Source organism: Streptomyces sp. NPDC034111, assembly GCF_055575375.1.
In genome coordinates, this window is record NZ_JBVIST010000028.1 from 1 (window position 1) to 23,016 (window position 23,016).

A 23,016-nucleotide genomic window follows, 5' to 3' on the forward strand; every position below is an offset into this window, starting at 1 on the left:
GGTCGGCTATGCGCCGGCGCCGGTGGAGCGCACCCGCAACGCGGGCTGGCTGTACACCTGGGCGTGGGGTGTGCAGAAGGCCAGTACGCACCAGGGGGCGGCGTGGAAGTTCATCCGCTGGGCCTCCAGTGCCTCCTACGAGCGGCTGGTGGGGCGGGAGTTGGGCTGGTCGAGGGTGCCCGGTGGCAAGCGGGCCTCGCTCTACCGCAACCCGCAGTACATCAAGTCCGCCCGCGCCTTCGCCGGTCCCACCGAGCAGGCGATCCGCTCCGCCCGGCCCGACGACCCGGGCGTGCAGCAACGGCCCGCGCCGGGGATCCAGTTCGTCGGCATTCCCGAGTTCGCCGATCTGGGCACCAAGGTCTCGCACGAGATCAGCTCGGCCATCGCCGGCAAACAGAGCGTGGCCGCCGCACTCCGGCTCGGCCAGCGCCTGGCGGAGGAGGTGGCTCGTGCCTACACAGGCCACTGAGGGTTCGGAGCACGGTACGGACGATTCCCGGATCCGCAGCCGCGCGGCCGCCATGGACCGGGTCAAGGCGCGGGCCCGTCGCGCTCCCCTCCTTCCCGCGCTGGTCTTCCTCATCGTCGTCACCCAACTCCCGTTCCTGGCGACGGCGGTGATCTCGTTCCTCCGCTGGAACGCGCTCGCACCCCAGAACCGCGGCTTCGCCGGCTTCGACAACTACCGGGCGGTCTTCACCGACCCCGCACTGCGTAGCGCGGTGACGACCACGATCGTGCTGACGGTGACCGTGGTGCTGGTCAGCCTGCTGCTCGGCCTCGGTCTCGCGCTGCTGCTCGACCGGAGCTTCCGCGGCCGCGGCATCGTCCGCACCGTGCTCATCACACCCTTTCTGATCGTGCCCGTCGCCGCGGCCCTGCTGTGGAAGCACGCCCTGTTCAACCCGTCCTACGGCCTCCTCAACGGCGGGCTGACCTGGCTGTGGAGCCTGTTCGGCAGCGACAACCCGCCGCAGCCGGACTGGTTGACCAGTGCCCCGCTGGCCGCCGTGGAGGTGTCGCTCATCTGGCAGTGGACGCCGTTCATGATGCTGATCCTGCTCGCGGGGCTCCAGAGCCGGCCCGCCGACGCCGTCGAGGCAGCGCTGGTGGACGGTGCCTCCGCCTTCGACATCTTCCGCTATCTGACCCTGCCGCATCTGCGCCGCTACCTGGAACTCGCCGCCCTGCTCGGCACGATCTACCTCGTCCAGAACTTCGACGCGGTGTTCACCATCACCTCCGGCGGGCTGGGCACCGCCAACCTCCCCTACACCATCTACCAGACCTTCTACCAGGCCCATGACTACGGACGGGCAGCCGCGCAGGGCGTCGTCGTGGTGCTGTGTTCGCTGGTCGTGGCCCTCTTCGCGCTGCGCACCGTCTCGTCCCTGCTGCGCGAGGAGGGCCTTCGATGACCCGCAGGATGCGCGCGCCGCACCGGCTCCCGGCCGCCGCCCGCCGCCGGCGTCGCAGGAACGCGTATCTGGGCCTGCTGGCCTGGCTGTGCGGGCTGGTCTTCTTCGTGCCCGTCGGCTGGATGGTGCTGACGTCCTTCCACAGCGAGACGGACGCCGCGACCAACCCGCCGAGCATCGGCGCCCCGCTCAGCCTGCACGGCTACCGCGAGTTCTTCGGCGCCGGCAGCGGGGCCAGCCCCTGGCCACCGCTCCTCAACTCGCTGACCGCCTCGGTGGTCTCCACGCTCCTGGTCCTCGCCCTGGCAATCCCGTGCGCCTACGCACTGGCCATCAAGCCGGTGCGCAAGTGGCGCGACGTCCTCTTCTTCTTCCTCTCCACCAAGATGCTGCCGCTGGTGGCCGCCCTGCTCCCGATCTACCTGGTCGCACAGAGCGCCGGGCTGCTCGACAACATCTGGCTGCTGGTCATCCTCTACACCGCGATGAACCTGCCGATCGCGGTGTGGATGATGCGCTCGTTCCTCGCCGAGATCCCGGTGGAGATCCTTGAATCGGCGGCGATCGACGGTGCGGGGCTGACCACCACGCTGACCCGGATCGTCGCCCCGGTCGCCCTGCCCGGTATCGCCGCAACGGCGCTGATCTCCTTCATCTTCAGCTGGAACGAACTGCTCTTCGCCCGGGTACTCACCGGTGTCGTCGCCGGCACCGCGCCGGTCTATCTGACCGGCTTCGTCACCAGCCAGGGCCTGTTCCTTGCCAAGGTCTGCGCCGCCGCCACCGTCATCTCCCTGCCCGTGCTCATCGCCGGGTTCGCCGCCCAGGACAAGCTCGTCCAGGGCCTCTCGCTCGGCGCCGTGAAATGACGGTGAGCGGCTGACCGGGAAGCGTCGCGCCAGTGCGTACCGTGACGAAGTCCGGCCGTATCTGCTCGTCTGAGCAGTATTCGCTCAAGTTTGAAAAGAGCCTCCCCAAACCATTGACATCCCACTTTGCAAATCTTTAATGGGAAGTAATTGCATATATGAGCTGAGAGTGCTCACCTGAGCAAAAGTTGAGCGGAAGCTGCACCTGCGGCCGTGTTGATGGCGCGCTCGCTTGCTTGAAGGGTTAAGGAAATGACTGCTGTGGCTGAATTCGCCATCCCCCGAGATGTCGAACTTCCCTCTGTCTCGCTCACGTTGCCGGCAGTCCTGCCCTCCGCAAGGCAAGCCCGGACCTTCACCACCGAGTCTCTGCGGCGGTGGGGGGAGAGCGAGGAATTCATCGAAGCGGCCGTGCTGATCGTCTGCGAACTGGCCACCAACGCCATTCGGCACGGCGCGCGCCTGCTCGCCGGACGCGGGCGCGAACGAGGGCCCGATGCCGCGGTCGCGCTGAGGCTGGCGCTGGAACCCGAGGCGCTGCACATCGAGGTGTGCGACGGGTCCGCGGTGCTGCCCGTTCAGCGTACGGCCGGCCGTGACGAGGACTGCGGACGGGGGATGATGATCATCGCTGCGCTCGCCGAGTCCTGGTCCTGCGGCCGGTGCCCGGACGGCGGCAAGTGGGTCCGCGCGACCCTCTCGCGTACGTCCGGCACCGTTCCGGACTGACGGAGCCGACGGCCTCGGCCGTGCCGCGTGCGGCGGGCCGAGGCCGGGTGCTCAGGCCCCGGTCGGGCCGCCCCGGGCCGTGTGCCACGGGACGAATGCGTTGTTCAGGCCCGCGAGGGCCGTGCGCAGTTCCGGGTGGTGGCGCAGCAGCACGGTGACCATGGAGTTGTCGTCGATCCAGGCCATACCGGCCTTCGAGTAGACCTCCGGCGTGTAGTACTCGGTGAAGAAGCGGTCGCTGTTCAGTCGCCGCGAGGCCATCAGGATGAAGATGCGGAACGCCGTGTCGCTGAAGGCGAAGCCGGCCGGAAGTTTCTCCGCGTACATCCCGACCGTCAGATCGACCTTCTCGATGTCGCCCTCATAGAGCCGCTCGATCTCCCTGGCCCACGCCGGGTCGTCGGTCAGCTCCTCGAAGCTCTCCGCGGGCTTCAGCCGCAGCAGCCGCCGGAAATCGTTGTAGCGCGGGACGCCCAGCTCCCGGCTGCGCAGGATGTCGGTGGCGGCGAGGTCCTGGAGATGCCCGTCGGGACGCTCGTACTCCTGAAGGAACTTGGGGAAGTTGTGCAGGGTGACCAGACCGGGGTGGAGGGTGCCGAAGCTGTAGAGGAGATCGGCCATGGGTGTGGTCGTGAGGACCTTCAGCGCCGCGGGTCCGGCGATATCGCGGAAGGTGCACTCGCTCAGCGTCTCGTTGTCGGCGGCGGAGCGCAGATGCCACTCGTCGCGGATCAGGGGGTGCATCCGGTACACGGCCACGAACTCCTCGGTGAGGGCGTACGGGATGCCGTAGTGGTCGGTCCTGCCGCCGGGGATGCCGCTGATGACCTCACTCTCGCTGATCCGGCCGAAGAGATTGTGGACGCGCTCGCCCGCGATGCCCCACCAGTTGGCGCGCAGGGCCTTGACGGTGGTGGGGTGGCTGATCACGGCGGGCGTCCACTCCACGGTGTGGATCTTGGCGAGCAGCGCGGCATTGACGAGCCGGGCGCGCTGGAAAAGCTCCTCGTCTCCCCAGGACGGGTAGGCGGTGTGCAGATGGTCGCAGATCGCGTTGTGCTCGTGGGTGAACAGGTTCTGCATCATGGCGAGGCCCAGCCAGAAGCCGGGTATGCGGGAGGGGTCGTTGGCCGGGTCCTGGAAGAACGGCGACCGGTCGTTGTGGTTGTTCCAGATGTGCAGCTTGCCCAACTCGCCCGTACGCAACTGGCGTTGTTCCTCTTCACTGGTCCCGTAGAGCTGCGACGCGTCCCACCAGTGGGAGGAGACATTGACGCGGGTGTCGGGCGTCCCGGCAGGCGCGTGGGGGTCCCGGGTCGGGTCGTCCGGTGTCCGCATGATCCGCATCGGGCGCTCCGGCCACGGATCGTCGTCCATGAGCGGCACGTCCCAGGGCCGGTCCTCCGGGCTCGTACCGTGGCTGAACCAGTCGCGGATCATGAACTGGAGCCAGGCGGCGACCAGGGAGTTGACCGACTCGGCAGCGGTCAGCTCGTGGCGGGTGAGGAGCGCGCGGCTGACCTCCCGCGGGTTCGGCCTGGACAGCACCGATTCGGGCGTGGCCGGGACGATGCGGTCCAGGGGGATGTTACGGCCGAAACGGGTTCCCGCCATGCCCATGCGCGGCTCGGCGAGGTCGTTGTGACTGCCGTCGGCGGTCCGGTTGACCTGGTGGCTCGCTGACGGCGGTGCGGGATCGGGAAGATTGACGGACGGCAGTACGCCGGTGTCGTGGAGGTTCTGCTGCCGGAGCCGGACGCGCAGCCCGAGGAGGGTCAACAGGCCCGGAATGACGGGCAGTTTGTCCCAGCCGAGGCGCCGGTCGAGGTACGTGGCGATGTCGGTGACGATCCGCCAGGGGAGGGAGGTGCGGTAGCCGGAAGGGGATCGCCGGGGGGTGCGTCGGTGCGTGCTCATCGCAGTGCTCCTTGCGTCGGTCCTGGTCATGTCGCCTGGAGCGACGGGGCCGTGCCGGTACCGGCACGTGCCGCGTCGCCGAGGATCACGTCGCTCGCCTTCTCGCTGATCATGTAGACCGGGACGGCGATGAAGAATCCGGGAATACGCGGGAAGACCGAGGCGTCGACGATCCGCAGGCGGTCCACACCGCGCACCCGGAAGCGGCTGTCCACGACGGCCGAGGGGTCGTCGGCCCGGCCCATCTTGCAGCTGCACGAGGCGTGGTGCCCCCATGCCTCGTCCCGTACGAAGCGGCGCAGATCCGCGCGGCCGCCGACCTCCTCGCCGGGCCACAACTCCTTGAGGATCACGGAGCCGGCCCGCCGGTTCATCCCGCGGACGAACTCCACCGCATCGGCCATCGCCTCAAGATCGAGGCCCTTCCGGTCCGTGCCCTCGGTGAAGTAGTGGAAGTTCACCAGCGGGGTGTCGCGGGGATCGGTGGAGCGCAGCCGCACCGTACCCGCCGTGTTACGGGTGCGGCTCTTGAGGATGGCCCAGGTGAAGCGGTCCCGGTGCCGTGTCAGGTCCTGCGCATAGCCGGGACGGTAGCCGCGGAAATCGAAGGGGCCGCCGAAGAGGAACAGGTCGGGGGCGTCCAGCTCCGGGCGGGACTTACGGGTGATGCCGACCACGGCACCGTTGGTCGTGTACACCCCCTCGCCCCGCTGCCACTCCCGGTAGCAGCGGTCCGGAGCGCGCCCGGGCTCCGGTGCGTGGAAGTCGCAGTCCTTGAGGACCGGGAACGCGCGGTCCATCTGGCTGACCACGCCCACTTCGTAGCGGTCCTGCAAATTGGCGCCCACACCCTGGAGATCGGCCCGCACCCGGATGCCGTGCCGCGCCAGCTCCGCACGCGGTCCGATACCGGAAAGCATCAGCAGCTGGGGCGTGTTGAAGGCCCCCGCGGCCAGGATCACCTCACGGGAGGCGAGCACCCTGCGCCGGGCCGGGGGCGGCAGGTCCTCCCCGCTGCCGGGGTCGGCCCGGTAGGCGTGCGCCTGGTCGAGGTAGTCGACACCGGTCGCCGCTCCGCGCTCGTCCAGCACGACCTGGGCCACCAGGGCGTTCGTCCGTACGACCAGGTGGTCCGGGTGGCTGCGCCGGACGGCCTCGACGCGCTCGCGGGCGGCGCTGCGCCGCCCGTCGGCCGTGGACAGGGGGATCTGCCACAGCCCTTGCAGAGCGTGGGTCTGCACCCGCCAGTCATTGGGATCGACAAAGGAACCGAACCCCTCCAGCGGGGACAGCGGCCGGCCGAGGAAGTCGGCGAGGGAGTCCTGTGCGGCGCCGAGGATCACCTTCAGCAACTGCCGGTCCTGGACGACCAGTTCGGGATCGGCGAGGGCGGTCGGCAGCCAGCCGTCGAATCCGTGCCGTGCGTCGTTACGGTAACGGGCCGAGACGAGGGGCAGATGCGTCAACAACGCGGCCAGCAGCGGATGCCGGGGCGGCTCCTTGGGCCGGGGACGGTACGTACAGCGCTCCAGCCGCTCGAAGTACCGGCGCATGGCCGTACTCCGCCAGGAGGCATCGCCGGTCTCCCTGGCGATGTCGTCCCAGTCGGCGTTGTACGGATAGACGCTGATCAGCGCATGGTGCGCGGTACAGCCGCCGAGCGCCCCGGCACGCGGATAGAGAATGCCCTCGTCGGGCACGAGCTTGCTGTCCCGCCGGTGCTGCTGCTCGTCCGCGTAATGCCGTACGAAGTAGTCCCAGCGCTGGACGGGGTCCTCGGAGGCGTCACCGTGGAAGGCGGGCACCACATAGTTGTCGTTCTCCTCGGCACCGCCCGCGTCGAGCAACAGCACCCGTCTGCCCGCGGCGGCGAGGTTGGCCGCCAGCGGTCCGCCGCCGGCGCCCGCGCCGACGACGACGTAGTCGAAGCCCGTCTCGACCGGGGGAGCGCCGGGCTCCGCGGTCACGTCCGCTTCCTCTTCCCGAAGGAAACCTTCCTGGAACACGCCTTCCTGGAGCACGCCTTCCCGAAGTCCGCGCCGGTGGCGGCCAGGACCGTATTGGTCGCCGAAATGAGCGTGGTGAGGACGGCGGTGCGCGGCGGCACTTGACCACGGATGCCGAGCATCGCCGCCGTGGCGGTGTCGCTGCCGTGGATGAGGACGCCCTCACGCAGGTCTTCCCGCAGCCGCTCGCCGCGGTTGGTCAGCAGATCGAGGCCGAGCAGGACCGTACGGATCCCGAAGAGCCGGAAGGCGTAGACGGCCGCCGGACTGAGCTCACGGCCGGGATCGAGACGCCGGATGAGCAGGGCGGGCGTCAGCAGGCCGGTGACCCCGTTGAAGAGCCGTACCCCGGCCAGTGCGTAGACCGAGGCAGGCCGGCGGGCCGCGCGTGGCTTGGCCATGGTGGGTCTCCTCGCGGGTGCTGCGGCCTCCGCGACGCTGCGAGGCCCCCTCAGCATCCGCACGTAGAGCGAGTTCCCCCTGCTAACACGTTATTCGGACGCCCGGGCACCCGCACCTCGGGGCCAGGACCCCGCCACCCGATTGCCCCCCTCCCTGTCGCGCCGTGCCTCCCGTTGCCTGCCTGCTGGAGAGGAGTGCAGGCGCAGGCGAGGACGGGAGCGGTGGGTTGCCATGGGAGTGACCGGTAGCACGAGCGCGGAACGACAGAAGCAGGCCGAGGCCGCCGCCGAGCGGTACCGCCGGACCAGCACCGAGCGGCGGACCGTCGAGCGGAAGCAGGACGAGGGGGTGCCGTTCCCGGACTCGCCGGATGCGATCGCCACCCGGGCGGCACGGCTGCTCGACCGCCACGGGGTGCCCGCCGCGGCGGCGGTGGAGAGCATCCGCGAAGCACCGCTGGCAGCGCCCGAAGCGTACGAACGCATCCTCGGCCTCTCCAAGGAGCTCCAGGCATGGAGCTTCCTGCCGCGCGGCACACGGGCGGCACGCACCGTCGCCCGGATCTCGACCCGGGAGAACGGCCGCGAGCTGCCCCTCGGCACCGGCTTCCTGGTGTCGCCGCGCCTGCTCATGACCAACCACCATGTGCTGTCCGACGAGGCGACCGCCCAGCAGTGTTTCGTCGAGTTCGACGCCCAGGTCACCATCGACAACGTCCCCGGTCCGGCCGTCCGGCTCGAACTCGACCCCGGCACCTTCTTCGTCGCCGACGAACGGCTCGACTTCGCCCTGGTCCTGGTCCGCCCCCTCAGCGACAACCGGCCGCCGGGCGAGGCCTTCGGCTGGAACAGGCTCAGCGTCCAGTTCGGCAAGCTGGTCATCGGTGAACCGGTGAACGTCATCGGTCACCCCATGGGCCACCTCAAGGAGATCGCCGTCCGTGACAACGCACTTCAGGTGCGGCTGGACGACTTCCTGCACTACAAGACCGACACCGAGCCGGGGAATTCGGGTTCGCCCGTCTTCAACGACCAGTGGGAAGTGGTGGCGCTGCACCACAGCGGGGTGCCGGAGAAGGACACCCAGGGCCGTACGCTGCGCAAGGACGGCCAGGTCTGGCGCCCCGGCGACGGTGACGACGCCATCAACTGGGTGTCGAACGAAGGCGTACGTATCAGCGCCATCCTGAAACACCTCGCGACCCTGCCGTTCGATCCCGCGCGCCGCACGCTCCTGGCCGAGATGGGCGCGGACTCCGGCCTCCAGGAGACGGTGACGGCCGGGCCACCGGTCCCCGCACCGCAGGCGGCGGCACCCGCACGCCTCGCCACCGCTGCACCGGCCCGCGAAACCGCCGCGGTACGCGCCGGCCTCAGCGCCAGGAAGACGGCCTTCGGCGGGAACCGGCACCTGGTCTTCCTGCACGGCAGGAGCCAGCAGGGCAAGGACCCCGAGGAGCTGCGCCGCACCTGGGCCGCAGGGCTCAACCACGGGCTGACCCGCGCCGCCCTCACCCCGATCGATCCGGCGGACGCCTGGTTCCCGTACTACGGCGACCGGCTCGTCCAGGCCATCCAGCCGCACGAAGCCGCCCCCGGCCCGTCGAGGCGATGGCCGACGGGTCGACGGCGGAGGCCTGCGCACCCGCCGGTCCGGCCAGAGGCACGTACGAGCAGCTGATGGCCGAAGCGGCGGAAGCCGCGGGAATGCCGCGCCAGGACCAGCTCGCCACCGAGCGCTTCGGCGGCTCCCTGGTGGGAGCCCTGCAACGACAGCTGAGCTGGCTGGCTGCCAGGACCGACCTGGACGAGCTGGTCATCGCCACGACCCTCCGGGACGTCGCCGCGTACCTGGACGATCCCGGCGTCCGCGACGCGGTCCTGGATGCCGTGCTCGCCTCGATGCCCACCTCCGGTGAACTCGTCCTCGTCAGCCACAGCCTGGGCACCGTGGTCGGCATGGACCTCATCGAACGGCTCGCGCAGGAACTGGACTTCGCCCTGCTCGTCACCGTCGGCAGCCCCCTCGGCCTGGACAGCGTGTACAGCCGGCTGCTGGCCGGCGGCCCCAAGCGTCCCGAGCGGGTGAACCACTGGCTCAATGCCTGGTGCCCGACCGACGCGGTCGCCATCGGATGTCCGCTGGGCGACAGCTGGCGCGGCGAACTGACGGAGCTGGCCGTCGCCAACGCCCGCGACCGGGCCCACAGCATCGAGGAGTACCTGTCCCACCCGGAGGTGGCCGGCACGATCGGCCGCACCGTCAGCCGCCCGTGACGCGTCCGGGGCCGCCCTGCGTCACTTGTAGGTGATGTCCCAGTGGCTGCTCTCCCGGGCGTAGATGTTGGCGCCGGACTTGTACATCGGCGCACCGTCACCGCGCCTGCCGACGTACCGGAAGGTGCGCTTGATGTACTTCGTGACGCACGGGGTCGGAGAGATGTCGACCTTGTAGCCGTTCCAGTGGCTGTACCGGCCGGCCGCATGACCGGTCTCGGTGCCGCCGGTGATGGTGACCGCGCAGTGGCCGGCCCGCTTGAAGGCGATGATCCCCTTGACCGTACCGGAGTTGATGCGGGTGAAGGAGGTGCAGCGGGGGTTGTTGCGGTTCGAGCAGTGACCGCTGGAGGTCCAGTGGATGCCGGCCGCCCGGAGCCTGGCGGCGGCCTGGGCGTGGGTCAGCTTCGAGCCGCTGGCGGCCGCGGCGTCGGCGGTGAGGACGGGTGCGACGACCGCGGCCGCGGTCAGCGCGACGGCGGCGAGGGTGCTGCGGGCGGACAGGTGTGTGGACACCATGGAGTTCCCTTCGTGACGACGGCTCGAGGTGGGCCGGCCTCGTGTGCCGGACCGCCGGTGCGGGCCGTACGTCGCGGCCCACCTCGCCGCCGAGCATTGCGACGGGCCGGCTGCGGGGGCACCGCCGTCGTCCGGGACGGGAACGCGTGGGACGTCATGGGCGCTGAGCTGCTGGGACGCCCGGACCGCTGAGGCGGTCGTGGGACGCCGGACGCTACTCGGCCACGTAGGTGCAGCCGGTCCACACGAACACCTGGAGCGTGTGGCCGTCCTGCCGGACCCGTTCCGACGTCGGCTCGAAGTGCTCATAGCGGTTGCCGCAGAGCAGCTTGATCGGGGAGGTCATGTCCGGTACGTAACGGACCCTCTCCTCGTCCGGGACGTAGGTGGAGGGACCTCCACGCAGCAGTGCGTTCATTTCGTTCATCAGCATGGCCAACTGCCCTTCTGCGAGCCCGCTCGACTGCGTAACGACCGGTGTGCGGGAAGCCGATGCGCTGCACGCCATTGGACCAGGGGCGCTGTTCGGGAATCCCCTAAAGGGACTGCGGCTTGCCCGGGTCCGACCGCCCGGAGAACGGCACCGGAAAGTCTGGTTGTTTCCCCGGTAGTTGGGGTATGAGGCCTGCTTCGGTGGTTCCGTCCGTGAACGCGTCCTAGTCTCAGCCCGTACAACACCGTGGGGTGTTGTGCTGCGCCGCCGACGTCCGGCGACGGGCGCGCAGGTGCACGGACAGGAGATACCGCAATGATCGACGCGTTACTGCCGGAGACGGTCTCCGCGGCCGAGCTCTTCGGCGAACCGCCGGCCGATGCGCTCCTGCCCGAGGAACGGCCCGTCGTCTCCCGCGCGGTCGACAAGCGGAAACGGGAATTCGCGGCGGGACGCTGGTGCGCCCGCCGGGCGATGGCGAAGCTCGGGGCGCCGCCCGTACCGGTCCTGCCGGGGCCACGCGGGGAACCGCGGTGGCCGTCCGGGCTCGTCGGCGCCCTCACCCACTGCGAGGGCTACGCCGCCGCCGTCGTCGCACGGTCGGCCACGGTGCTCGCCCTCGGCGCCGACGCCGAACCCGCGGAGCCGCTTCCGGACGGTGTCCTGGAGGCCGTGGCGCTGCCCGGGGAGCGCGCCGCACTGCCCCGGGCCGGGCGCGGCGCACCGCCGTTGCCTTGGGACCGGATCCTGTTCAGCGCCAAGGAGTCGGTGTACAAGGCGTGGTACCCGCTGACCGGGCGCCGGCTGGAGTTCGAGGACGCGTTCCTCTCCTTCGAGCCGGACGAGGGGACGTTCACCGCACGGCTCCTGGTGCCCGGATGGCGGCTCGGCGACACCCTGCTGACCGGCTTCCAGGGGCGCTGGGCCGTACGGTCGGGCCTGGTCGTCACCGCGATCGCGGTACCCGCCGACCCGGGCCCCCGGAGCGTGCCGGGCACCGCCCGACAGCCTGCCTCCCGCCCGGGCGGGGGTGCGGCCGGAACGTCACCGCGCGGCCCGGCCGGCGCCGAAGAACGTACCGAGTCCCTGGCGCCCGGACACCCCCAACTTGCGGTAGACGGCCGTCAGATGCTGCTCGACCGTGCGCTGGGTGACGAACAGCTCCTCGGCGATCTCCCGGTTGGTCCCGCCGGCCGCGGCCATCCGCGCCACCTGGGCCTCGCTGGGCGTCAACGACTCCACACCGCTGGAGGTGACCCGGCGCGGACGGGCACCGGTGGCCAGCAGTGCGTCGTTGGCCTGGGCGCGCAGCCGGGCGGCGCTCAGCGAGTACGCCAGATCGAGTCCTTGGCGCAGGGTCTCCCGGGCCGCCTCGGTGTGTCCGCGCGCATGGAGCGCGGAGCCGTAGTCGACCAGCACATGCGCCCGTTCCAGCCGCGCCGGGGAGCCTTCGAGGACGGACAGCGCCTCCTCCAGGATGCCCAGCTTCGCGGGGACGCCCTCGGTCTCCGCGAGGAGCCGCAGAGCGGCGCCCAGCGCATCCGTCAGCGCCCCCTTCCGGGCCTGCTCCACGGCCTCCTCCGCGAGCTCCCTGGCGGGGGCGACGGCACCGAGGGCGAGGTGCGCACGGGCCGCCCACGCCCACCAGGACGACACCGCAGGACTCGTCCGGGTCCACTGCCGCTGCCGTTCCCCGGCCTCCAGGAGGTCCACCAGCGCCGCCTTGGGATCCTGGTGGACGAGGGACAGCCGCCCTCTCGCGCACAGGAACTCGTTCCACTGCCAGGTGTCCAGGATCGTCGAAGGAAAGGCCTGCGTGGCCGCCGCATCGGCGCCGGCCAGATCACCGGAGTCGATCAGCGCATGGATCCGGGTCGCGACGGGCAGCGCGAGCGTGCGGCCCCAGTGGCTGGGCGGCACCACATTGAGCGCCGAGCGGGTGGCCGCCAGCGACTCGGACAGCGCCCCCAGCCGGTACTGCGCCTCGGCCCGCAGCGCCTGGCACAGCCCGTACAGCAGCAGGCGCTGGCTGCGCCGGGTCGCGTCGAGGACCCGCTCGTAGGCGGTGTCCGCCTCATCCGTCAGCCCCGCGTACAGCAGCGCCGTCGCCGCCGTGGTCAGGAAGAACGGCGAGTCGATGCCGGGCACGCTGCGCCTCAGCATCCGGCGGGCCGCCTCGGCCGACTCCTGCGCCCGGTCGGCGCGCACCGAGCAGAGGCCGACGCCGGCGGCGATCAGGGCCCGCTCACCGGGGGTGTCACCGGGCAGAGCGATGTCGAACGGGTACTCCCGCAAGGTCACCGCGAAGCTCTGGAGGTCCTCGGCCGACGCCATCAGCCGCTGCCCCTCCAGAAGGCGCTGGAGATCGGCGTCGAGCACCGTCGGCGCCTGTTCGGCGAGCAGCCGCACCGCCTGGAGGGACTGCCCGCAGCGGAGCAGACCGCCGGCCAGTGCACTGAGCAGCCGGAAGCGCAGGGTCGGTTCCCGCACATGCTCCAGCGCCGCCTGGAGATGCCGGACGCTGGCCTGTGGGTCCACCCCCGCTTCGGCCAGGCCCAGTTCCACGAGGAGAGACGGGTCCTCCGGCGCCGGCCCCTCGTCGGGCAGACAGTGCCGCAGCAGATCCACCGCCAGTGCCGGGGCGCCACGGAACGACGCCTCCCGGGCGGCCTCCCGCAGCACGGTGACCGCCCAGTCCTCGGTGGCCGGCAGCCGCGTCATCAGCAGATGGCCGGCCACCTGCTCGGCGCGCGCCCCCGCGTCCAGCAGCAGGCGGGCGGCGCGCTGATGCGCCTCGGCAAGCTCCTGGGACGCCATGTCCGCGAGGATGACTTCTCTGATCAGCCCGTGGTTGAAGGCCCAGCTCCGGCCGTCGTCGACATCCGCGACCAGACCGTTGGACCGTAGGGCCCGCATCGCGGCGCAGTGGGTCGCGTCGTCCAGTCCGGCCAGCCGTGCGCACACCTCCGGCAGCGCGTCGTCGCCCATGACGGCCAGCGCGCGGGCCGCCGCCGCGGCTGTCTCGGGCTGGCGTCGCAGCACGGAGCGGACCGCCTCGTGGAAGAAGGCACCGTCGTTCGCGGTGACGTACTGGAGGGCGTCGACGGTCGGCGGAGAGCCGGCGAGCCGCAGCACGGTCAGCAGCGAGTGGACGAGCAGGGGATTGCCGCCGGTGATCGACATACACGCGGCGTGGAACCCGTCATCGGCCTGATGGCCGAAGACGGTCTCCACCAACTGGCCGATCCCGCCGGCGGTCAGCGGACCGGGCCGCAGAACCCGGCACAGCGGCTGGCCCGCGATATCGCCGAGGAGCACGGCGTCCGTCGCCTGGTCGCCGGTGCGCTGGGACAGCACCAGCAGGACGGGCAGGCCCTCGATCCGGCGGGCGAGGTGGGTGAGGAAGCGCAGTGAGGCCATATCGGCGCAGTGCGCATCGTCGACCACGATCAACAGCGGTTCCTCGGCCGCCAGATTGCAGGTGAACCAGTACAGCCCGTGCAGCACCGCGTACGACATGTCCTCGGTGGGGAGCACGGCGTCGCCCGGGAGGGTTTCGCTGCTGAGTGCCTGTGCGGCGGTGCGGGCGCTGCCGGTCAGCAGCCGGTCGAGCTGTGCTTGGTCGAGGCCGGCGAGCAGCGGTGCGAAGAGCTGGCGCACGACGCCGAACGGGAAGTCGCGCTCCAGGGCGTTGCCGCGCGCTTCCAGCACCCGCAGCCCGTCGACGGAGGGCCCGGTCGCAAGCCGGTGCAGCAGCAGGCTCTTACCGATGCCGACGACGCCTTCGAGCAGCGCGATTCCGCCGGATCCGGCGCGGGCGTCCTGCGCGAGGGCGGAGAGGGAGGAGAGCTCCTCCTCCCGGTTGACCAGCTTCAACCGGTCCCGTTGGCATTCGAACGCGTCGGTCGGTATCGCGTCGGTCATCGGGAGTCTCCTCTGTCCGCACCCGCACCCGGCACGGTTGTGCCGGGCAGTCCGCCGCGGGCAGGGACGCAGCGTGCGGGAGGCTGCCGACCGGCGGCCGGTCCGGCCCCGCGCAGGCCCCGCAGGGGACGCGGCGACGGCCTGGTACGCCGGGATACCGCGTGTCCATGACTACGTCCTTGCCCTCTCCCCGTGGCGACGCTTTCTCCTAGTTTCTCCTATATGGAATGAACGGGAGGCCTCCGAGGGTTCCCAGCAGGCGAACCTTGGACGAAGATCGCTCCCCGGGGGCCGTACCGCCCGTGCCGGAGCACGCCATCCGGCCGGTCCCCGCGCCGGCAACCGGATGAGAGCGCTATCAGCAGGGTCGACTCTAACCGGACCGTCGGCCGGTTTGTGAGACCTCTGCACCGCCGGGGGCGAGGTCGAAGGGAAGTGACGCACCATCAACTCTGCTTCGAGTGGGGTGAAATGGGAGCTGGGTCCGGATCGCGAGCTCTCCGGACGTCACTGCGGTTCCCCGGAAGGGGGAGCACGAAAGCGGGGCGTCCCCCCGAGGACGCCCCGCTGCACTACCGGTTGAGCCAAAGCCTTATGACGCCCGGGAGTTGGGCACACCCGGCGCGGTCCGTGTGCCGGGGACGGCCGACGAGGCGCGAGACGCCGCACTCTCGGAGCGCGGTCCCACGGGGCGCTGCCGGGGCGTGCCGGTCCGACGGCTGCGGCTGCGCGGATTGTCGGAGTCCTTGACGAACTCGGGCAGGACCCTGGGCGGCCAGCTGCCGATGGTGAGCATCCCCATGGAGTGCGCCCGGGCGACCAGCGCGGCACGGTTGGGCGCCTTGAGCCTGCGCAGCATCAGGCCGACGTGGTACTCCACGCCCTGCCTGCTCAGGTAGAGCCGGCCGGCCAGTTGCACCGTCGAGGCACCGCTGGCGACGCCTTCGAGGATCTGCGCATCGAGTTCGGTGAGCAGCTGACGGCGGCCGGACGGGGCATCGTCCTGCCCGGTCAGTGTTGCCGACTCGTCGTCGGGCCGGACCACGACGACGAAGGACGGGGCCTGTTCGCGCTCACTTCGCACGGCGATGCCGGTCAGTTCGCCGGAGAACGGCCCTTCCTGGTCCCGGATTCCCACCATCCTCTCCACGAACCGGGCGCGCTGACCGTCGGCGAGCCGGGCGAAGTGCCGGTTCAGCAGTCCGGGAGCGCTGGGGTGGAGAAGCGAGTAGAGGCTGCGTCCACACGCTTCGGTGGAGTCCTGGCCGAAGAGCCGGAAGAAGTCCGCGTCGGCGGCCACTATCGCCAGTGAGGCATCAAGGCTCGCCATACAGGTCTGTTGGTGGTCGGGTGTGCGTCTTCCCGTCACAGGCACGGCCTGGTCGGACGCACGCGGGGGGTGGGGGGTGGCGTGGTGAGGGGTCGCCGCCGGATCGGCGTAATGCTGGGATGTCAAGGGAGCTACCGTCTTTCTGCGGTCGACGCACCGGGAAATCCGGGCGTCGAATGAGGCATTGGTCGTCCCCGCTCCTTCGGTCTACGGAGCGAAGTGCCCTTCTTTGCATTGGTATTCCGCTGACCCAGAGCCTAGGAACGCCACAACCCGGCAGTCAACGCGGCAAGTGGCAAATAGCAAAACACTGTGGTGTCCCGGTGCGGTGGTTCGGTGTCAATACGGTGCGGTAGCAATAACTCTTTGTCATAGCCGGATTGCCCAAAGAGGCAGAGGTCGCTGGGCGACGCCGCCCGGAGACCGTAAAAGAGGTGGACGCCGCGTCAGTAAGGCGCCGCCGCGGGCAAGGGGCCGGGCTGCCCTTCGAGTTCATGCAATGCGTCGGCGAGCTGCGCCCTTCCGGGAATTGACATCTTCCGGTAGCAATTCGTCAGATGCTTTTCCACGGCCCGGCACGTGATGTTCAACTCGTCGGCGATCACCTGGTTCGTCAGCCCGGAGGCGGCCAGCTCGGCCACCTTCCGCTCCGCCGGGGTCAGTTGACCGCGGGCCGCCTCGGGGGCCGGCGGCGCCTTGGCGAGCAACTCCTCGGCGCGGCGGGCCAGCCACGGGAGGTCACACTCCACCGCTTCCGTATGGGCACGGCGCAGCGCCGCCCGCCCACGGGAGTCCGCCGCGCCGAGCCGCTCCCCGTGATCCAGCAGGGCCTGACAGAGCTCGAAGCGGTTGGCGGACAGCTGAAGCACCTCCACCGCCTCCGCCAGCACCTCGGTGCCGCCCCGGCCCTCGACCATCTGACCGTGGACTCGCAGCGCCCGCCCGAGCGGCCCCGGCGCGCCCCAGGTCCGGGCCCGTTCCACCTCCAGGGAACTGAGCTCGACGGCCTGCTTCCGCTCGCCGAGGTAGAGATGCAGATACGCGGCGGCCGAGGCCCAGGGGAGCAGCGCCGGATTGACCCATCCGCACTGTTCAAGACGGCGCCCGGCGTCGAGGAAGCAGGCCAGCGCGGACTCCAGATCGCCCTTGTGCGCCACGCTCTGCCCCTTCAGCATGGACAGCACCGACCAGACATACGGATCCTCCTCGGACCGGTACTTGACCGCGAGCAGCCGGTCGGCGAGCTCATGGTCCCTGGTCAGGATCGCGACCGAGGCCAGCGTCATCGACGAGACCGTGAAGACCTCCTCGTGCTTCTCCCCGGCCAGTTCGAAGGCCGTGAGCGCCTGCTTCTTCGCATCCGTCAGACGGCCCCTGGCCAGCGAGACGAGCGCCCGCTCGGTGCCGATCAGCGCCTGTTCCACACGGTTCTGCCGCCCCGCCGCGTTCTTCTGGACCGCATCGAGCCACGCGCTCAGACCGTCGACCGAGTCCGCGGCCACCAGGCTGGCCACCACCAGCGGCAAGGTGGTGTGCACATGCCCGGGAAGGGCCGGCTCGTGCTCCAGGACGCGATTGGCCAGCGGCGCCACCTCATCGGCGGGCAGCGCGTTGGCGAAGGTCGCGGCGCCGAGCAGCGGGGCGAGCAGTTCCCGCTCGGCCACGGTGTCGGTCTTCGGCTCGGGCCCCAGATCGACGAGCCGGGCCACCGAGTCGGTCAGTTGCTCCGGGTCCGGCAGCGCCGACTGGCGGAGCCGGGCCTCCAGCCGCAGCGCCAGCTCACGGTCAGACCCCTGGAGGCGATCTTCGGGCCCGAGCGCGTCCGCAGCCTCCCGCAGCAACTCGTCGACCGGCAGCAGCGTCGAGGCGAACGCGCTGGGCGCCAGCCGGACCACGGCCCGGGCGCGCTGCACCGGACCGTCGAGCAACAGCACGGCCTGGGCGATATGCCGTACGGACGCGTACGGGGCGAAACTCCGCTCCGACGTGGCCAGGTCCACCAGCAGCTCCGCCCGGTCGCCGTCCGGCGGGCTGTCCGTCAGCGCCCGCCGCAGATAGCGCGCGGCGACCTCGGGGGCGCCCCTGCGCTGCGCGGCGCGGGCCGCCGCGCGCAGCACCTCGGTCGCCCAGCCGTACGTCGGTGCGGTCAACGCCATCAGATGCCGCGCCACCTGCTCGGGCGGCCGCCCGGCGCGGTGCAGCAACTCGGCCGCCAGGGCATGCAGAGCGGTCCGCTCCTCCGGGGGCACGCCCTCCGCCACCGACGCCTGCACGAGGGGGTGGACGAACCGGGGGCGCTGTATGCCGATCGTCAGACCGAGATCCGCCAGCTGCCGCAGGGCCTGGTCCCGCCGGGCGGGGGCCAGTGCGGCCATCGTGCTCAGCAGCTCCGGGGCGGTGTCGTCGCCGAGCACGGCCATGGCCCTGGCGACCTTCCTGACCTGCTCCGACTGTGCGTCCAGGCGCAGCAGCAGCCGGCGTTGCAGGGAGACCGGGCGGAGCGCCGCGACCGCTTCCGCGTTCTCCGCGGTTGGCTCGATGTTCCGCGGCGCAGCGTCCGCCAGCAGACATCTCAGAAGCAGCGGATTGCCGCCGGTGGCCCGGTGGCAGACCGCGGCGAAGGCCTCGTCCACCGATGCCCCGTAGTACCGCCGGACCAGCTCGCGGGAGTCGTCCGGAGCGAGGTTCCCCGGGCGCAGCACGTGCGTGGCGCGCTCGACGACGCCCTGGACGTCCGGATGCCCGGCGAAGGTGTCGCCCTCGCGGACGGCACACACCAGCAGCACCGGCATGCCCGTAAGCCGCTCGCTCAGGTGCCGCAGCCACCGGAGGGTCACCGGGTCCGCCCACTGAAGTTCGTCGACCAGCATCAGCACCGGCTGGTCGTGGGCCATGTTCCCCAGGAGCGCGGTGAGGCCGTCCAGGGCCTGCTCGGCCGGTTCCGCGCTGCCGCCGGGCCAGCCGGCGTCCAGGGCGTTGCGGGCGCGGCCCGCGGCTCCCGAGGTCCAGCGTGCCCTCTTCTCCGGCGGTGCCTGCCGCAGCGCCGGCTCCAGGAGCTGGCGGGCCACCCCGAGGGAGAAGTGCCGCTCCATCGGCGCCGCGCTCACCCTCAGGTGCTGCGCCCGCTGCGCCGTGCCGAGTTCGCCGATGCCGTCGAGGAGGGCTGACTTGCCGACCCCCAACGGACCGCTGACCAGTACCAGAGCGCCTGCTCCGGTTCTCAGGGCGGAGGCTGCCAGGTCCAGTTCAGCCTCGCGGTCCAGCAACATCAGGTTCAGATCCCTTCAGACCGCGAGACGTGGTCGCAGCGGCGGGGCGGAGGGTGCCGCACATTCTGTGAGTACCGGGGAGGCGGCCGGGGGATTTCCCGGGGGCACCACCGTGGGCGCGCAGGGTGCGCACGGATACCGACAGACCACCGCGAGGGCGCTGGAGGAGGGGCAGGAAGCGCAAAAATCCGGCGGGGCCGCGCGGTCAAGGCAGCCTGTCGGGTATTCGCCGCTCACGCCGAGCGCCCGGCGTGTATTGCGGTTAGCTGGTTTCTGTTGTCACTTCCTGACGGCGTTCACCTTCCAACGGCGGTGCGGGGCACGGGAATTTCGTCATTCCCCGTAACAAGGTTGCCACATCGCTCCGGGAAGCCTTCGACGGCCCCTGAGCGGTGTGCCCGGACGGCAATGCGAAGGTGGCTCTCGTGAACCACGGAAGAAGCGTAAGGAAATACTCGGCAGTAGGGTGCCGTGCGGAGCGGATGTAGCTACGAACGGCTTCCGTCACGAATTTCCTTGTGGGGGTCTCCGGCTCGGTACGGGTTTTGCTCCGAGCGGCACCGGCACCATGGATCACACGGTGACGGCACAGCAGAATTCAGCTTCGAGGCTGCCGAGTCGCAACGATGTGACCAATGCTACGCACCCATCTCGGGTGCACTGCGAGGCTCTTGAGGAGAATCTGAGGCTTCGCATGTGCCGGCGCTGCCGGCTTGTGGCCGGGCCGGGCGGTTGAGCCGGCCGCCTGTCGGGGGGTGGTGAACGGGCGGCCGCACCCTGAACCTCTCAGTCGCGCCTGTCCGGCTGTCTGACAAGTTCAGACGCATCGTGGAACTCCAGGTGAGGGGGTGTCAACCAAAGCAACCACCCGTATTGCGCCGCAGGACGTCCTGAATCGTATCCACGCAGGTCACAGCGGGTCTGACGGCCTCCGGGCGGGCTTGTTCGGCCACTCTTCTAGGGAAAATCACAGACCTCACCCGGGATCATTGACCCCTTCCGCGAGGTCGCCCCAGGATGCGACCCATGGTCGAGCTGGACAGCAGGGCAGCAGGGACACCGTCGCGGCGCGTCAATGCGATGGAGGCCGTGCTGAGTCATCTGCGGGGCGCCATCGAGCGCGGCGACTATGCGGTCGGGGACAAGCTCCCGTCGGAAGCGGAGCTGAGTCAGCGGTTCGAAGTGAGCCGCTCCGTCGTCCGTGAGGCCCTACGGGCCGTACAGGCGCTGGGGCTGACCGCCTCCCGTGCCGGCAAGGGCACTTACGTCGCCTCGTGCGGTGCCACGGACGACCCCACCTTCGGTGCGTACTCCTCACGTGACCTCGTCGAGGTCCGCCGGCATGTCGAGATCCCTGCCGCCGCCTACGCCGCCGCCCGCCGGACCCAGGACGACCTGGATGTCCTCGAACGGCTGCTGGAACGGATGGAGCGGCAGACCGACACCACGGCCTGGGTCGCCCTGGACACCCTGTTCCACATCTCCCTGGCGCAGGCCTCCGGAAACCCCGTGTTCCGCAAGGTCATTGAGGAGATCAGGGACGCCCTCGCCCGGCAGTCCACCTTCCTCGACCAGCTCGCCAGGGACCGCCGCGAGGAGTCGAACCAGGAGCACCGTGCGATCGTCGAGGCGGTCGTCGAGCGCTCCGAGGAGGGGGCGGCCAAGGCCATGACCGCCCACCTGGAGCATGTCGAGTCGGCGCTGAACATCATCGTCCGGCCGGCGAGCCCCGACGGCCTCGCACCGTAGCCGTCGGCCGGACTGCCGCCTCTTGCTTGCTTATGCTACTTTTTGCTCGTGAGTGCGAAGAGGGCGGTCGACCAGGGCGGAAGCGGCGGGCGGACCTTCACCGAGGAGGCCAGGCGCGCCCAGATCGTGCGGGCGGCCATCGACGCGGTGGCCGAGTACGGCTATCCGAACACCTCGTTCAGCAAGATCGCCCAGCGGGCCGGGCTGAGCAGCACCGGCATGATCTCGTACTACTTCGCGGGAAAGGCCGAACTCTTCGCCGAGGTGGTCTCCACGGTCCTGCGCGCCGCCGAGGAGTTCGTCGGACCCCGTCTACAGAGCGAGCAGACCTACCGGGGCAAGCTCCGCGCCTACATCGAGTCCAACCTCGACTTCATGGCCAAGTACCCCGGGCACACGCTCGCCCTGGCCGAGATCCTGCTCGGCACCCGTGACCGCGACAGCCTCCCGGTCGGCGCCATCAACCAGGCCACCGCCTCCCTCGACACCCTCGTGGACTTTCTGGAGAAGGGGCTGGCCGCGGGTGAGTTCGAGAACGTGGAGCCGCGCGTGATGGCCGTGGCCATCCGCGGAGCCATCGACAACACCATGCGGCACCACATGCTCACGCCGGACATCGACCTCGAAAGCTACGGCAGTCAGCTCGCCGACATCTTCGACCGCGCCACCCGCCCGTCCGCCTCCTGAACGGCGCCGCACAGCGCCGTTCAGGAGCGCACGGCCGGCCCGCCTACGGAAGCGTCCGCATCCCCGCGACCAGGGTCCTGGCCTGCACATTCAGCTGATGGCTGTACTTGAGCAGCTCATTGACCTGACGCAGCGTCACCCAGTGGAAGTCCTCCGGCGTCTCCGTCGGGAAGTCCTCGTCCACCTCGATGACCAGATAGCGGCTCCGGGCGTGCCGGAAACGGCCGCCCTCCTCCGACAGCACGGCATCGAACAGCGTCCGCTCCGGACTGCGCTCCAGCACCACATCGAGATAACGAGGCCGGTCCTCGGCGGGCAGATGGGCGTAACTGGCCGGAGTGCACTGCACGGTGGGCCCGAGCTCCACCACATCGTGGAACCCCGGCTCGACCCGTGCGCTCAGCAACGCGTGCGGCACCCCATGGATCCGCTTCACCAGCAGCGCGGCCGTCCCCAGCCCATGCGGTTCGAGCAACGGCTGCGACCAGGCCGGCACCTCACGGCGGTGTGAGCTGACATCGACGGCGACAATGCTGAAGAAGCGCCCACTCTCATGCGAGATCGCGTCCTCCGAACGCCGCCAGCCGTCCGTCTCCCGCAGCGGCAGCGGATCGGTGGTGATCTCGTGCCGGGCCCGCCGCCCGGTGAGCCAGCTGCGGATCTCCGTGGCGGAGTGCAGACCGGCATGCGCCGTAGCGGAGCCGACCCGCCAGTCCGGGAAGCAGGAGAGCACCGTACGGGCATCCATATTCACCAGATCGGGACAGCGCAGCAGCGCACCGAGCTGGCCCAGTGTGAGCCAGCAGAAATCCTCGCCCGCCTCGACCTCGGGGCCCACCTCGACCACCATGTTGCGGTTGCGCTTCCGGAAGAACCACGAGCCCTGCTCGGACTGGAGCACATCGGCCACCACCCGACGCGGATCGGCATCGATGAAACAGTCCATGTACGGCACCGCGGAACCACCGTGCACCCGCGTGTAGTTGCTCTTCGTGGCCTGCACCGTCGGGGAGAGCTGCACACCGTTGATGTTCCCCGGCTCCGGCTTGGCCTGCATCAGACAGTGCAGCATCCCGTCGATCTCGCGGACCGCGATCCCGAGCACACCGATCTCCGGCTGGTGGATGATCGGCTGGCACCAGGCGCGGACCGGACCGTAGTCGGAGCGCACCCGGACACCCTCGACGGAGAAGAACCGCCCGCTGTCATGCCGCAGATTTCCGGTGTCGGGCGCGAAGTTCCAGCCCTTCAGCTCCCCGAACGGGATCCGGTCGACCCGGAGCGCATGGCGGCGCTGCCGCTCCTCGAACCACGCGTGGAACGCCTCATTGCTTAACACCCCGCCCTCGGTGGCCAGCGCGGACACGGCCAGCCGGGCCGACAGTGGCACAGCCCGCCGGGACGACAGTGCGCCACCCGATGTACGCAACGGCTCCGCGATGCTGTCCCTCTGCATTACTGCGCCCTTCCACGCCGAGTTGAGTA

Annotated in this window: 16 protein-coding genes and 3 pseudogenes; 9 read left to right on the plus strand and 10 right to left on the minus strand. The window is 70.3% G+C overall.

The window, feature by feature from the left end; translation table 11 throughout:
* The 4 genes and pseudogenes from ACZ55A_RS35295 to ACZ55A_RS35310 all read left to right on the plus strand — a co-directional run.
* Nucleotides 1-472, plus strand: a pseudogene (locus ACZ55A_RS35295) (sugar ABC transporter substrate-binding protein); the annotation flags it as partial.
* Nucleotides 473-524: 52 nt separating this feature from the next.
* On the plus strand, nucleotides 525-1,421 hold the full coding sequence (locus ACZ55A_RS35300) for a carbohydrate ABC transporter permease (protein ID WP_468848985.1): 897 nt from the start codon (nucleotides 525-527) through the stop codon (nucleotides 1,419-1,421).
* Entirely contained in the window at nucleotides 1,418-2,290 is an 873-nt protein-coding gene (locus ACZ55A_RS35305; protein WP_468848956.1) for a carbohydrate ABC transporter permease, read from the plus strand. The genes ACZ55A_RS35300 and ACZ55A_RS35305 overlap by 4 nt, the downstream gene beginning before the upstream one ends.
* Before the next feature lie 261 nt (nucleotides 2,291-2,551).
* On the plus strand, nucleotides 2,552-3,019 hold the full coding sequence (locus ACZ55A_RS35310) for an ATP-binding protein (protein WP_468848958.1): 468 nt from the start codon (nucleotides 2,552-2,554) through the stop codon (nucleotides 3,017-3,019).
* Between the two features lie 51 nt (nucleotides 3,020-3,070).
* Here ACZ55A_RS35310 and ACZ55A_RS35315 read toward each other — a convergent pair whose 3' ends face one another.
* The 4 genes and pseudogenes from ACZ55A_RS35315 to ACZ55A_RS35330 form a co-directional block, all read right to left on the minus strand.
* Nucleotides 3,071-4,936 carry a peroxidase family protein gene (locus tag ACZ55A_RS35315; RefSeq protein ID WP_468848960.1) on the minus strand — a complete coding sequence of 622 codons (1,866 nt, stop codon included), beginning with the start codon at nucleotides 4,934-4,936 and terminating at the stop codon, nucleotides 3,071-3,073.
* A gap of 26 nt (nucleotides 4,937-4,962) precedes the next feature.
* On the minus strand, nucleotides 4,963-5,634 hold the full coding sequence (locus tag ACZ55A_RS35320) for a GMC oxidoreductase (protein ID WP_468848987.1): 672 nt from the start codon (nucleotides 5,632-5,634) through the stop codon (nucleotides 4,963-4,965).
* A gap of 135 nt (nucleotides 5,635-5,769) precedes the next feature.
* Nucleotides 5,770-6,957 (minus strand): annotated as a pseudogene (locus tag ACZ55A_RS35325) (GMC family oxidoreductase N-terminal domain-containing protein); the annotation flags it as partial.
* The gene (locus ACZ55A_RS35330) at nucleotides 6,900-7,343 is read right to left on the minus strand and encodes a hypothetical protein (RefSeq protein ID WP_468848962.1); all 444 of its coding nucleotides are present in this window, start codon (nucleotides 7,341-7,343) and stop codon (nucleotides 6,900-6,902) included. The gene ACZ55A_RS35330 and the pseudogene ACZ55A_RS35325, both read right to left, overlap by 58 nt.
* Before the next feature lie 232 nt (nucleotides 7,344-7,575).
* Here ACZ55A_RS35330 and ACZ55A_RS35335 point away from each other — a divergent pair, with 232 nt between their 5' ends.
* Both ACZ55A_RS35335 and ACZ55A_RS35340 read left to right on the plus strand, forming a co-directional pair.
* Nucleotides 7,576-9,024, plus strand: coding sequence for a trypsin-like serine peptidase (locus ACZ55A_RS35335; RefSeq protein ID WP_468848964.1), 1,449 nt, complete (start codon nucleotides 7,576-7,578; stop codon nucleotides 9,022-9,024).
* Nucleotides 9,024-9,620, plus strand: a complete 597-nt coding sequence (locus ACZ55A_RS35340; RefSeq protein WP_468848966.1) for a hypothetical protein — start codon at nucleotides 9,024-9,026, stop codon at nucleotides 9,618-9,620. The genes ACZ55A_RS35335 and ACZ55A_RS35340 overlap by 1 nt, the downstream gene beginning before the upstream one ends.
* A 21-nt stretch (nucleotides 9,621-9,641) precedes the next feature.
* On the opposite strand, the gene ACZ55A_RS35345 is transcribed toward ACZ55A_RS35340, so the two are convergent.
* On the minus strand, nucleotides 9,642-10,139 hold the full coding sequence (locus ACZ55A_RS35345) for a hypothetical protein (RefSeq protein ID WP_468848968.1): 498 nt from the start codon (nucleotides 10,137-10,139) through the stop codon (nucleotides 9,642-9,644).
* A 214-nt stretch (nucleotides 10,140-10,353) separates the two neighbouring features.
* Nucleotides 10,354-10,572 carry a DUF5988 family protein gene (locus tag ACZ55A_RS35350; RefSeq protein WP_468848969.1) on the minus strand — a complete coding sequence of 73 codons (219 nt, stop codon included), beginning with the start codon at nucleotides 10,570-10,572 and terminating at the stop codon, nucleotides 10,354-10,356.
* Between the two features lie 315 nt (nucleotides 10,573-10,887).
* On the opposite strand from ACZ55A_RS35350, the pseudogene ACZ55A_RS35355 reads away from it, so the two are divergent.
* Nucleotides 10,888-11,424, plus strand: a pseudogene (locus tag ACZ55A_RS35355) (4'-phosphopantetheinyl transferase family protein); the annotation flags it as partial.
* A gap of 192 nt (nucleotides 11,425-11,616) precedes the next feature.
* Here the strand turns inward: ACZ55A_RS35355 and ACZ55A_RS35360 are convergent.
* The 3 genes from ACZ55A_RS35360 to ACZ55A_RS35370 all read right to left on the minus strand — a co-directional run bounded on the left by ACZ55A_RS35360 (nucleotide 11,617) and on the right by ACZ55A_RS35370 (nucleotide 19,095).
* Nucleotides 11,617-14,496: an ATP-binding protein gene (locus tag ACZ55A_RS35360; protein WP_468848970.1), complete on the minus strand. Its 2,880-nt coding sequence runs from the start codon at nucleotides 14,494-14,496 to the stop codon at nucleotides 11,617-11,619.
* Nucleotides 14,497-15,088: 592 nt separating this feature from the next.
* Nucleotides 15,089-15,826 (minus strand): helix-turn-helix transcriptional regulator, encoded by a 738-nt coding sequence (locus ACZ55A_RS35365; RefSeq protein ID WP_468848971.1) that lies wholly within the window; start codon nucleotides 15,824-15,826, stop codon nucleotides 15,089-15,091.
* 446 nt (nucleotides 15,827-16,272) lie between these two features.
* The gene (locus ACZ55A_RS35370; protein ID WP_468848972.1) at nucleotides 16,273-19,095 is read right to left on the minus strand and encodes a helix-turn-helix transcriptional regulator; all 2,823 of its coding nucleotides are present in this window, start codon (nucleotides 19,093-19,095) and stop codon (nucleotides 16,273-16,275) included.
* A gap of 1,026 nt (nucleotides 19,096-20,121) precedes the next feature.
* On the opposite strand from ACZ55A_RS35370, the gene ACZ55A_RS35375 reads away from it, so the two are divergent.
* Together ACZ55A_RS35375 and ACZ55A_RS35380 are read left to right on the plus strand one after the other, a co-directional pair.
* Nucleotides 20,122-20,844: a FadR/GntR family transcriptional regulator gene (locus tag ACZ55A_RS35375; RefSeq protein ID WP_468848974.1), complete on the plus strand. Its 723-nt coding sequence runs from the start codon at nucleotides 20,122-20,124 to the stop codon at nucleotides 20,842-20,844.
* 48 nt (nucleotides 20,845-20,892) lie between these two features.
* The gene (locus tag ACZ55A_RS35380) at nucleotides 20,893-21,531 is read left to right on the plus strand and encodes a TetR/AcrR family transcriptional regulator (protein ID WP_468848976.1); all 639 of its coding nucleotides are present in this window, start codon (nucleotides 20,893-20,895) and stop codon (nucleotides 21,529-21,531) included.
* A gap of 43 nt (nucleotides 21,532-21,574) precedes the next feature.
* Here ACZ55A_RS35380 and ACZ55A_RS35385 read toward each other — a convergent pair whose 3' ends face one another.
* Entirely contained in the window at nucleotides 21,575-22,987 is a 1,413-nt protein-coding gene (locus tag ACZ55A_RS35385; protein WP_468848977.1) for an NDP-hexose 2,3-dehydratase family protein, read from the minus strand.
* Nucleotides 22,988-23,016: the final 29 nt, after the last annotated feature.